General features: G+C 70.9%; 9 protein-coding genes and 2 tRNA genes. 10 read left to right on the top strand and 1 reads right to left on the bottom strand.

The features are described from left to right. The first annotated feature begins 32 nt into the window (after positions 1-32). The 10 genes from dnaA to ACUJ8O_RS02655 all read left to right on the top strand — a co-directional run bounded on the left by dnaA (position 33) and on the right by ACUJ8O_RS02655 (position 11,494). Complete coding sequence (gene dnaA / locus ACUJ8O_RS02700; RefSeq protein ID WP_371506793.1) at positions 33-1,580, top strand: chromosomal replication initiator protein DnaA; 1,548 nt, start codon at positions 33-35, stop codon at positions 1,578-1,580. A gap of 748 nt (positions 1,581-2,328) precedes the next feature. Continuing rightward, positions 2,329-3,444 carry a DNA polymerase III subunit beta gene (gene dnaN, locus ACUJ8O_RS02695; protein ID WP_170747710.1) on the top strand — a complete coding sequence of 372 codons (1,116 nt, stop codon included), beginning with the start codon at positions 2,329-2,331 and terminating at the stop codon, positions 3,442-3,444. 21 nt (positions 3,445-3,465) lie between these two features. Then, positions 3,466-4,680, top strand: coding sequence for a DNA replication/repair protein RecF (gene recF / locus ACUJ8O_RS02690; protein WP_371506794.1), 1,215 nt, complete (start codon positions 3,466-3,468; stop codon positions 4,678-4,680). Continuing rightward, a complete protein-coding gene (locus ACUJ8O_RS02685) occupies positions 4,673-5,236 on the top strand; it encodes a DUF721 domain-containing protein (protein WP_095347374.1) in 564 nt (187 codons plus the stop codon). The genes recF and ACUJ8O_RS02685 overlap by 8 nt, the downstream gene beginning before the upstream one ends. A 369-nt stretch (positions 5,237-5,605) precedes the next feature. Beyond that, positions 5,606-7,756: a DNA topoisomerase (ATP-hydrolyzing) subunit B gene (gene gyrB / locus ACUJ8O_RS02680; RefSeq protein ID WP_170747709.1), complete on the top strand. Its 2,151-nt coding sequence runs from the start codon at positions 5,606-5,608 to the stop codon at positions 7,754-7,756. A gap of 66 nt (positions 7,757-7,822) precedes the next feature. Further along, positions 7,823-10,519 carry a DNA gyrase subunit A gene (gyrA, locus tag ACUJ8O_RS02675; RefSeq protein WP_095347372.1) on the top strand — a complete coding sequence of 899 codons (2,697 nt, stop codon included), beginning with the start codon at positions 7,823-7,825 and terminating at the stop codon, positions 10,517-10,519. Then, a complete protein-coding gene (locus ACUJ8O_RS02670; protein ID WP_095347371.1) occupies positions 10,516-11,016 on the top strand; it encodes a DUF3566 domain-containing protein in 501 nt (166 codons plus the stop codon). Before gyrA ends, ACUJ8O_RS02670 begins: the two co-directional genes overlap by 4 nt. A 100-nt stretch (positions 11,017-11,116) precedes the next feature. Further along, positions 11,117-11,190: transfer RNA gene (locus tag ACUJ8O_RS02665), tRNA-Ile, on the top strand. Between the two features lie 58 nt (positions 11,191-11,248). Further along, on the top strand, positions 11,249-11,410 hold the full coding sequence (locus tag ACUJ8O_RS02660; protein WP_010079767.1) for a hypothetical protein: 162 nt from the start codon (positions 11,249-11,251) through the stop codon (positions 11,408-11,410). An 11-nt stretch (positions 11,411-11,421) separates the two neighbouring features. Beyond that, a tRNA-Ala gene (locus tag ACUJ8O_RS02655) sits at positions 11,422-11,494 on the top strand. Between the two features lie 181 nt (positions 11,495-11,675). Here the strand turns inward: ACUJ8O_RS02655 and ACUJ8O_RS02650 are convergent. Further along, the coding region (locus ACUJ8O_RS02650) for an integrase core domain-containing protein (protein WP_445373121.1) at positions 11,676-11,922 on the bottom strand (247 nt) is incomplete at its 5' end.

The following is an 11,922-nucleotide window of genomic DNA, read 5'->3' as shown; positions in this document are numbered from 1 at the left end:
CGGGGACGTCTGCCCCAGGAAAGGAAGCCTCCGTGGTGGCAGACCAGGCCGTGCTCAGCTCGTGGCGCTCCGTCGTGGGCTCCCTCGAGGACGACGCGCGGGTCAGCGCCCGCCTCATGGGCTTCGTCTACCTGGCCCAGCCGCAGGGCCTCATCGGCAACACGCTCCTGCTGGCCGTGCCGAACGAGACCACCCGCGAGACGCTCCAGGGCACCCAGGTGGCCGACGCCCTCACGGACGCCCTGACCAAGGAGTTCCGCGAGGAGATCCTGCTGGCCATCTCGATCGACGCGAACCTGCAGCCGCCGCGGACCCCCTCGTCCGAGGCCCGCCGCTCCTCCCTCGCGGGCGGACCGGCCGCCGCCGCGGTGCCGGACGTCGAGCTGCCCCCGGCTGCGACCGCCGCCACCTCCCGCCGCGCCGTCGCCGAGGAGCTGCCGGGCTTCCGCATCGAGCCGCCGGCCGACGTCGCGCCCGCTGCGACCGCGGCCCCGAGCGGGAACGGCAAGCCGACCCCCGCGCCGCCGTCGACGTCCGCGGAGACCAGCCGCCTCAACGACCGCTACCACTTCGAGACGTTCGTGATCGGCTCGTCCAACCGGTTCGCGCACGCCGCCGCGAACGCGGTGGCCGAGGCGCCGGCGAAGGCGTACAACCCGCTGTTCATCTACGGCGAGTCCGGCCTGGGCAAGACGCACCTGCTGCACGCGATCGGGCACTACGCCCGTCGCCTCTACCCGGGCCTGCGGGTGCGGTACGTGAACTCGGAGGAGTTCACCAACGACTTCATCAACTCCATCCGCCACGACGAGGGCGCCTCGTTCAAGCAGGTCTACCGCAACGTGGACATCCTGCTGATCGACGACATCCAGTTCCTGGCGGACAAGGAGGCGACGGTCGAGGAGTTCTTCCACACCTTCAACACGCTCTACAACAACAACAAGCAGGTGGTCATCACCTCGGACCTGCCGCCCAAGCAGCTCTCCGGGTTCGAGGACCGGCTGCGCTCCCGCTTCGAGTGGGGGCTGATCACGGACATCCAGCCGCCGGACCTCGAGACGCGCATCGCGATCCTCCGGAAGAAGGCGGAGGCCGAGGGGCTCGTGGCCCCGCCGGAGGCGCTGGAGTACATCGCCTCGCGCATCTCCACGAACATCCGCGAGCTCGAGGGCGCGCTGATCCGCGTGACCGCGTTCGCCTCGCTCAACCGGCAGACCGTGGACATCGAGCTGGCCGAGCATGTGCTCAAGGACCTGATCACGGACGAGACGGCGCACGAGATCACCCCGGAGCTGATCCTGCACGCCACGGGGGAGTACTTCAATCTCACCCTCGAGGAGCTGACCAGCAAGTCCCGCACCCGCACGCTGGTGACGGCGCGGCAGATCGCCATGTACCTGCTGCGCGAGCTGACCGAGATGTCCCTGCCCAAGATCGGCCAGGTCCTGGGCGGCCGCGACCACACCACCGTCATCCACGCGGACCGCAAGATCCGCGAGCTGATGGCCGAGCGGCGGACGATCTACAACCAGGTCACCGAGCTCACCAACGAGATCAAGCGGAAACAGCGCGGCACCTGAGCCACCCACTGCCCCCTCGAGTCCCGGTTCGAACCTTCGACCGGGACTCGAGTCTTCTTCCACATTGTCCACCGGTGTGGACAACTCTGTGGAGAACCCCCGCCACTGTGGACAACCTCCGCGCCTGTGGATGGCGGAATCAGGCCGCTCACGCCGCGTCCACACCCCTGGGGACGACGACGGTGCACAGGCTGGTGAATCACACGGATGTCATTCGGTGGTCCACACGTATCCACAGATCTCCACAGCCGAAAACCGCATGATCTCGCGGATTTCGACGGGTGTGGACGCGTCCTGTGGACAGGAATGTGGACAACTGGGGGGTGGATCCGGGGATGAGTCTGGACAACCCCGGTCGGGCCTGTGCAGAGCGGGGGGAGGGCCTCCGAGGCTCGTCCACACCGGATGCACACCCCGAACGAGCGGGCGTCCACACGGTTCCCCCAGCCGAATCCGCATGGTGACGCGGCAGAACGGCGTTCTCCACAGGATCCACACCCGCTACCACTCCTTCTGATCCCCCTGGAGAGATCCCGCCAAGCAACATCATCTCCGCCGCCCCTCACCGAGCTGAGCGCCTCGAGGGCCCGGGCTGCGCCCGGGCGCCCGAGATCCGTGGAATCACACCGCTGTCATTCGTCGGCGACCTGACACCCGCCGCGCGGACCGCCTATGCTGAGGCCCGCGTGTCGCCGTTCCCCCCGGGCCCGCAACCCCCGTCATCACCCCCAGAGAGGCAGTGCAGCTCGTGAAGTTCACCGTCGAACGCGACATCCTCACCGACGCCGTCTCCTGGGCCGCACGCTCCCTGTCCCCGCGCCCGCCGGTGCCGGTGCTCTCGGGCCTGCTGATCACGGCCGAGGCCGGCGTCGTGTCCATCGCGAGCTTCGACTACGAGACCTCCGCGCGCCTGGAGATCGAGGCCGACGTCGAGACCGCGGGCCAGGTGCTCGTCTCCGGCCGCCTGCTGAACGACATCGTCCGCTCCCTGCCGCAGGCCCAGGTCACGGTGGAGCTCGACGGCGGCAAGGTGCTCGTCACCTGCCGCTCCTCCCGCTTCGCCCTGGCCACGATGCCCGTGGGCGACTACCCGGCCCTGCCCGAGCTGCCGGCCCCCGCGGGCACCGTGGACGGCGCCGCGTTCGCCCACGCCGTCGCCCAGGTCACCGTCGCCGCCTCCAAGGACGACACCCTGCCGATCCTCACCGCCGTGAAGGTGGAGATCGAGGGCGACACCATGACCTTCCTGGCCACGGACCGCTACCGGCTGGCCATGAAGGAGATCCGCTGGACCCCGGCGGACCCGTCCCTCTCGACGTCGCTGCTCATCAAGGCGCGCACGCTCACCGAGGTCGCCAAGTCCCTCGGCTCCGGCGGCGACCTGGAGATCCTCCTCGGTCAGACCGCCGACCTCGTGGGCTTCGCCTCCGGTGGCCGCCGCACCACCTCCGTGCTCGTGGACGGCGAGTACCCCAAGATCCGCTCGCTCTTCCCCGAGTCCAGCCCCATCCAGGCCGTGGTGGACACCGCCGCCCTGGTCGAGGCGTCCCGCCGCGTCGCCCTCGTGGCCGAGCGCAACACCGCCCTGCGCATGGTGTTCACGGAGGGCCAGGTCACCCTGGACGCCGGCACCGGCGATGACGCGAGCGCCAACGAGTCCGTGCCGTGCACGCTCGAGGGCGAGGACATCACCGTGGCGTTCAACCCGTCCTACCTCTCCGAGGGCCTGGCCGTGGTGGACCAGCCGCAGGTGCGCTTCGCCTTCACGTCCGCGCCCAAGCCCGCCCTGCTCACCGGCGTGAACCAGGAGGACGGCGTCGTCTCCGACTACCGCTACCTCGTGATGCCGGTGCGCATCGCCTGACGCAGGGGGCCGGACGCACCCGTGTACCTGTCCCACCTCACCGTCGCGGACTTCCGGTCCTACCGCTGGGCCGACCTGGAGCTGACGCCGGGGTCCACGGTGCTGCTCGGGGCCAACGGGGTGGGCAAGACCAACCTCGTGGAGGCGATCGGCTACCTCGGCGCCCAGCAGTCCCACCGGGTCAGCTCGGACGCGCAGCTCGTGCGCTTCGGCCGGGACCGGGCCCGGATGGCCGGGCGCGTGCACCGCGGTTCCCGCACCGTCGCCCTCGAGCTGGAGATCCTGCCGGGCCGGTCCAACCGGGTGGCCATCAACCGCGGCGCCCCCGTGCGGGCGAAGGAGGGCCTCGGGATCCTGCGCACCGTGGTCTTCGCCCCGGAGGACCTCAGCCTCGTGACGGGGGAGCCGGGCGGCCGCCGTCGTCTCCTCGACCAGCTCATGGTGCAGCTGCGTCCGGCGCTCGGCGAGGCCGCCGCCGACTACGAACGCGTGCTGCGTCAGCGCAACGCCCTGCTCAAGTCGGGCCGCGGCTCTCGCCGCTGGGGCCCGGAGGAGGACGCGACGCTCGCCGTCTGGGACGAGCACCTCTGCGCCGCCGGCGCCCGCCTGCTCCACGGCCGCCTGCACGTGCTGCGCCTGCTGGCCCGCCCCCTCCAGGAGATGTATGCGGCGCTGACCAACGGCTCCAAGGCGGCGGCCTACGCCTACGAGTCCACCGTCCCGCTGGCCCGCGGCACCCACGCGGAAGTCCCGGCCGTGGCGGACCTGGCCGTGGACATGCGCCGGACGCTCGAGACCCAGCGGGAGGAGGAGCGGGCGCGGGCGCTCACCCTGGTGGGCCCCCACCGGGACGAGCTCGCCCTCTTCCTGGGCCCGGCGCCCGCGCGCGGCTACGCCTCCCACGGGGAGACGTGGTCGCTGGCGCTGGCCCTGCGCATGGCGGCCTACGACGTGCTCGTGGCCGACGACCCGGACCCCGACGCCCGCCCCGTCCTGATCCTGGACGACGTGTTCGCGGAGCTCGACGCCGCCCGTCGTCGCCGCCTCGCCGCGCTCGTCCACCGGGCCGAGCAGGTGATCGTCACGGCCGCCGCACTCGAGGACGTCCCCGAGGAGCTCACGGCCCACCGCGTGCTCATCCGCCAGGACGCGGAGGGCTCCGAGGCCGTGGCCGCCGCGGCCCCCGTGGAGGGCGACATCCGCGAGCCCCGGCGCGAGGGCGGGGCCGATGGCTGAGACCCCCGCCCCGTTCGAGCCGGACCGGCCGGACCTGGCGCTCGTACAGCTGCGCCGGGTCCGCGAGGCCGCCCGGGAGCGGGGCGAGGCGCCGCTGCGGGCGCGGGGGACGGGCGCGGGCCTGGCCGGGGCCATGGCGGGCACGACGGCGGCCGGCCGGGAGCGGCAGGACCGTCGGCGCCCGTTCGGGGGTGCGGACCGGGACCCGGCCACGGTGTCCACCGTGTTCGGCCGACTGATCCGCGATCGCGGCTGGTCCACCCCCGTGGCGGTCGGCTCCGTGCTCACCCGCTGGGCCGAGCTGGTGGGGCCGGAGATCGCGCTGCACTGTCGCCCGGAGAGCTTCGAGGACTCCGTGGTGCGGGTCCGGACGAGCTCCACCGCGTGGGCCACGCAGCTGCGCCTGATGAGCCCCGTGCTCCTGCAGCGCTTCGACGAGGCGCTCGGGCCCGGCGTCGTGACCCGCATCGAGGTGGCGGGGCCCCAGGCCCCGAGCTGGCGCAGGGGGCCGCGCACCGTGCGCGGCGGACGCGGGCCGCGCGACACCTACGGCTGAGTCCGCGGCCATCCGCGCGGCGCCCGACGACGACCCGGACGCGGCGAGGCCATGGGCGCCGCTCTAGCGCGGTCACAGGGTCGGTGACGGCCCGGGAGGCATAGGCGGTCTCCTGCGCGCGTCCTGAGCCGTGTCCCTGGCCGCTGAGCGGGTGTTCTCCCGCGGCGGACCCCCGTCGATGCGGGCCCTCGGGGTGTCAGGCGGTACACTGGGACCAGTGAGAGGGGGCCGGCCGTCGTCCGTCCCCCGCCCCCGTGGATCTGCGGGAGCGTGTCGCGTGCCGGTCCTGTCCGGGCGGCGTCGCGCGCCTGCGCGCGGGTCGACCCTGCCGCCGACGTCCGAGGAAGTGAGCCACCCGTGGTTGACGCCATGCCCGAGAACCCCGCGGAGGAGCCGACCGCCGCGTCGGCCGCGCCGAACCCGGAGGCCGTGCCGGACGCCGTCGGGCAGCCCGAGGCCCCGGTGAAGGACCGGAAGGTGCCCGGTGAGTACGGCGCCAGCGCCATCACCGTGCTCGAGGGCCTCGAGGCCGTCCGCAAGCGCCCCGGCATGTACATCGGCTCCACCGGCCCGCGGGGCCTGCATCACCTCGTGTACGAGGTCGTGGACAACTCCGTGGACGAGGCGCTGGCCGGCTACGCCACCGGCATCGACGTCACGCTGCAGGCCGACGGCGGCGTGCGCGTGGCGGACGACGGCCGCGGCATCCCCGTGGACCTGCACCCCACCGAGGGGAGGCCGACCGTCGAGGTCGTCATGACGATCCTGCACGCCGGCGGCAAGTTCGGCGGCGGCGGCTACGCCGTCTCGGGCGGCCTGCACGGCGTGGGCATCTCCGTGGTCAACGCGCTCTCCCGCCGCGTGGACACCGAGGTCCGCCGTCAGGGGCACGTGTGGCGCATGTCCTTCGCGGACGGCGGCGTGCCCCAGGGCGAGCTGGTCAAGGGTGAGGCCACGGACGCCACGGGCACCGTGCAGACGTTCTACCCGGACGCGGAGATCTTCGACTCGATCGAGTTCGACTACGAGACCCTGCGCGCCCGCTTCCAGCAGATGGCCTTCCTCAACAAGGGCCTGCGCATCACCCTCACGGACGAGCGCGTCCAGGAGTCCAACGAGGTCGTCGACGACGAGATCGCGGGCGAGGGCGCCGCCGGCGAGGACGTCGCGGAGAACGGCCTGGCGGAGGACACGGAGCAGGAGCCCCAGCGCCGCTCCGTCACCTACCTGTACGAGAACGGCCTGCTCGACTACGTCCAGCACCTCAACTCCGCCAAGAAGGTCGAGTACGTCCACGACGACGTCATCGCCTTCGAGGCCGAGGACTTCTCGGACGGCCGCTCCATGGCCGTCGAGGTGGCCATGCAGTGGACCTCCGCCTACTCGGAGTCCGTGCACACCTACGCGAACACGATCAACACCCACGAGGGCGGCACCCACGAGGAGGGCTTCCGCGCCGCGCTGACCTCCTTGGTCAACCGGTACGCGCGGGAGAAGGAGATCCTCAAGCCCAAGGAGGACAACCTCTCGGGCGAGGACATCCGCGAGGGCCTGACCGCCGTGATCTCTGTGAAGCTCTCCGAGCCGCAGTTCGAGGGCCAGACCAAGACCAAGCTCGGCAACTCCGAGGCCCGCGGGTTCGTGTCCAAGGCGGTCACGGACCACCTCGGCGACTGGTTCGAGCGCAATCCGGGGCCGGCCAAGGAGATCATCCGCAAGGCCATCATGGCCTCGCACGCCCGCCTGGCCGCCCGCAAGGCCCGGGACAACGCCCGCCGCAAGTCCCCGCTGGAGTCCTTCGGCATGCCCGGCAAGCTGGCCGACTGCTCCTCGAAGGACCCCGAGCGCTGCGAGGTGTACATCGTGGAGGGCGACTCCGCCGGCGGTTCGGCCAAGCAGGGCCGCAACCCGGAGACGCAGGCCATCCTGCCGCTGCGCGGCAAGATCCTGAACGTGGAGCGCGCCCGCCTGGACAAGGCCCTCGGCAACGCCGAGATCCAGTCGATGATCACGGCGTTCGGCACCAACATCGGCGAGGAGTTCGACATCTCCAAGCTGCGGTACCACAAGATCGTGCTCATGGCGGACGCGGACGTGGACGGCCAGCACATCACCACGCTCCTGCTGACCGTGCTGTTCCGGTACATGCGCCCGCTCATCGAGGCCGGCCACGTGTTCCTCGCGCAGCCGCCGCTGTACCGCATCAAGTGGTCCAACGCCCCGCACGACTACGTGTTCTCGGACGAGGAGCGCGACGCCGCCGTCGAGGCCGGCCTGGCCAAGGGCTGGCGCTACCCCAAGGACAACGGCGTGCAGCGCTACAAGGGCCTGGGCGAGATGAACTACCAGGAGCTGTGGGACACCACCATGGACCCGGAGCACCGCACCCTGCTGCAGGTGACCATGGAGGACGCCGCCGCCGCGGACGCCGTCTTCTCCATGCTGATGGGCGAGGACGTGGAGTCCCGCCGCAGCTTCATCCAGCAGAACGCCAAGGACATCCGCTTCCTGGACGTCTGAGCCGGACCCGCAGACCTGCCTGAGTCGACCACCCTCCCCGCCTGAGGGGAGCACGAGAGGACCCGCGTGAGCGACGAGACCACCCCCCAGACCCCGGACGAGCCCGTCGAGGGCGCCCCGATCCCGGGGACCCCGCAGACCGGCCTGGACATCGAGGTCGAGCACTACGTGCTCCCCGAGGGCGCCGCCGACAAGGTCGAGCCCGTCGACCTCGAGTCGGAGATGAAGCGCTCGTACCTGGACTACGCGATGGCCGTGATCGTCGGCCGCGCGCTGCCGGACGTGCGCGACGGCCTCAAGCCGGTGCACCGTCGCGTGCTCTACGCGATGTACGACGGCGGCTACCGCCCGGACCGCGCGTTCAACAAGTCCGCCCGCGTGGTGGGCGACGTGATGGGCAACTACCACCCGCACGGCGACACCGCGATCTACGACGCCCTCGTGCGCCTCATCCAGGACTGGGTCCAGCGCTACCCGCTGGCGCTCGGCCAGGGCAACTTCGGCTCCCCGGGCAACGACGGCGCCGCCGCCCAGCGCTACACCGAGACCAAGATGGCCCCGCTGGCCATGGAGATGGTCCGGGACATCGACGAGGACACCGTCGACATGCAGGACAACTACGACGGCAAGCAGCAGGAGCCCGTCGTCCTGCCCGCCCGGTACCCGAACCTGCTGGTCAACGGCTCCTCGGGCATCGCCGTCGGCATGGCCACGAACATCCCGCCGCACAACATGCGCGAGGTGGCCGCGGGCGTGCAGTGGTACCTCGAGCACCCCGAGGCCACCCGCGAGGAGCTGCTCGAGGCGCTCCTGGCCCGCGTGCACGGCCCCGACTTCCCCACGGGCGCCCAGATCCTGGGCCGCAAGGGCATCGAGGAGGTCTACCGGACCGGCCGCGGCCCCATCACCATGCGCGCCGTGGTCAACGTGGAGGAGATCCAGGGCCGCACGTGCCTCGTGGTCACCGAGCTGCCCTACATGACCAACCCGGACAACCTCGCCGCGAAGATCGCGGAGATGGTGCGGGACGGCAAGATCAACGGCATCGCGGACATGCGCGACGAGACCTCGGGTCGCACCGGCCAGCGCCTGGTGATCGTGCTCAAACGCGACGCCGTCGCCAAGGTGGTGCTGAACAACCTCTACAAGCACACCGAGCTGCAGTCGAACTTCTCGGCCAACATGCTCGCGCTCGTGGACGGCGTGCCGCGCACCCTGTCCCTGGACGGCTTCGTGCACCACTGGGTGAAGCACCAGATCGACGTGATCGTGCGCCGCACCGCGTTCCGCAAGCGCAAGGCCGAGGAGCGCGCGCACATCCTGCGCGGCCTGCTCAAGGCCCTGGACATGCTGGACGAGGTCATCAAGACCATCCGCCGCTCGGCCTCGGCGGACGTGGCCCGCGAGGCCCTCAAGGAGCTCCTGGACATCGACGACGTCCAGGCCCAGGCCATCCTGCAGATGCAGCTGCGCCAGCTCGCCGCCCTGGAGTCCCGGAAGATCCAGGACGAGTACGACGACCTCATGGCGAAGATCGCCGAGTACAACCGGATCCTGGAGTCCCCGCAGCGTCAGCGCGAGGTCATCTCCGAGGAGCTCGCCGAGATCGTGGCCAAGCACGGCGACGACCGCCGCACCGAGATCATGGCCGGCTTCGACGGGGACATGTCCATCGAGGACCTGATCCCCGAGGAGGAGATGGTCGTCTCCATCACCCGCGGCGGCTACGTCAAGCGCACCCGGATCGACCAGTACCGGTCCCAGGCGCGCGGCGGCAAGGGCGTGCGCGGGGCGACGCTGCGCGGCGACGACGTCGTCGAGCACTTCCTCACCGTGTCCACGCACCACTGGCTGCTGTTCTTCACGAACTTCGGCCGCGTGTACCGCATCAAGACGTACGAGCTGCTCGAGGCCGGCCGCGACGCGAAGGGCCAGCACGTGGCCAACCTGCTCGCGTTCCAGCCGGACGAGCGGATCGCCCAGATCCAGCCGCTCGTGGACTACGGCCGGGCCCCGTACCTCGTGCTCGCCACGCGCGGCGGCCTCGTGAAGAAGACGCCGCTGCTGGACTACGACACGAACCGCACCGCCGGCCTGATCGCCATCAAGCTGCGCGAGGGGGACGAGCTGGTCTCGGCCCGCGTGGTCTCGCCCGACGACGACCTCATCCTGATCTCGCGCAAGGGCCAGTCCCTGCGGTTCACCGCCACGGACGAGGCGCTGCGTCCCATGGGCCGTGCGACCTCGGGCGTGACGGGCATGAAGTTCCGCGACGACGACTCCCTGCTGACCATGGACGTGGTGGAGGAGGACGGCTACGTCTTCACCGTCACGGACGGCGGCTTCGCCAAGCGCACCCACGTGGACGAGTACCGCCTGCAGAACCGCGGCGGCCTCGGCATCAAGGTCGCCAAGCTCGTGGACGACCGCGGCGAGCTCGCCGGCGGTCTCGTGGTGCGCGAGGACCAGGAGGTCCTCGTGGTGATGGCCTCGGGCAAGGTGGTGCGCTCCGCCGTCGCCGGCGTGCCGGCCAAGGGCCGCGACACGATGGGCGTGATCTTCGCCAAGCCGGACAAGCGGGACCGGATCGTCGCCGTCACCCTGAACAACGAGCAGGAGATGGAGGCGAAGGCGGACGCCGAGGCCGAGGCGGGGCCGGATGTACCCTTGGACGCAGACATCGACCCGACCGACCCCGTAGCCGCACCGGAGGACGCCCTGACGCAGGACGCCGGTGAGGGTGCAGACGGAGGAGAGCAGTGAGCACGTCCGCGTCGTCGCGTCCCGGCCAGGGACGGAGCACTGGGAAGGCCGCCGAGCCGCGGTCCGGCCGCCCGGTGCGCAAGGCCAGCGGGTCCTCGCAGGAGGACCTGGTCCGCGCCGTCCCGAAGGCCAAGGTGCGCCGCGCCCGCCTGGTGCTGACCCGGGTGGACCCGTGGTCGGTGCTGAAGCTGGCGTTCCTGCTCTCGGTGGCGCTGGGCATCCTCACGGTGGTGGCGGCGGTGGCGCTGTACTCGCTGTCCGACGTCCTCGGGATCTTCGACAGGGTCAACGACGTGATCGGCACTGTGCTCGGCTCCGAGGCCGGGCGCTACACCGTGGCGTCCCTGGCCCCGCTGAGCACCGTCACCTCGCTGGCCACCGTGCTGGCCGTGGTCAACGTCATCCTGCTGACCGCCCTGGCCACCCTGGCCGCGCTGCTCTACAACCTCTGCGCGAGCCTCGTGGGCGGCATCGGCGTCACGCTGGCGGACGACTGAGCCGACCCTCGCCGACGCCCCGCGCGGATTTGCGCGGGGCGTCGGCGTTCCTGTACAGTCATCTCCTGTTGTGAACGGCGTCAGCCGTGACCGACGGTGAGGGCGTATAGCTCAGGCGGTTAGAGCGCTTCGCTGATAACGAAGAGGTCCCAAGTTCAAGTCTTGGTACGCCCACTCCCACCACACAGAGCCCCGGTCCGCTGGGGCTCCGTTCGTCTCCGGAGGTCTTCCCATGGGTCGACTGGCACGCGTGGCCCTCGTGGTCGGCGCCGCGGCAGCCGCCTATGGGGCGCGTCTCTGGCGGGAGAACAGTGCGGGGAAGGACGTCTGGGCCACGGCCACGGACGACCTGCCGGAGGACGCCGACGGCGTCGAGCCGGCACCGGAGGACTGACCCGTCCTCACGGGGGCATGGCGCAATTGGTAGCGCACCTGCTTTGCAAGCAGGGGGTTAGGGGTTCGAGTCCCCTTGCCTCCACCGCACGCACAAGGCTCGAACCCTTGCCAACGGAAACGTTGGTCGAGGTTCGGGCCTTGTTCGCGTCTGCGGCCCAGGTCAGAGCGTTGGCATTGACCTGCGGATCGAGGAGCATCTCGAAGGGTCGGCGTGGTCGACGCGAGCTCGTTGTGAAGCGCCCTGAGTCTGGTGGAGACTCGCGTTATCTGATTCCCACCAGCTCGGTGCTCGTGGTTTGGCCAGCACGGAACGTCTGCTCGAACTCAGGGGGCGGGACGTCGCCGAGGTAGCCGTGGAGGCGCTGGGTGTTGTGCCAGTGCACCCATCCGAGGGTCGCGAGCTCGAGGTCCTCGACCGTCCGCCACGGTCCGGGACGGGCGGGGCCGCGGACGAGTTCAGTCTTGTCGTAGCCGTTCACGGTCTCAGCGAGGGCGTTGTCATAACTGTCG

Source organism: Micrococcus sp. EWR3.9.1 (assembly GCF_052615555.1).
Note: the sequence above shows the minus strand (reverse complement) of the source record. Positions and strands in the feature narration are given on the sequence as shown.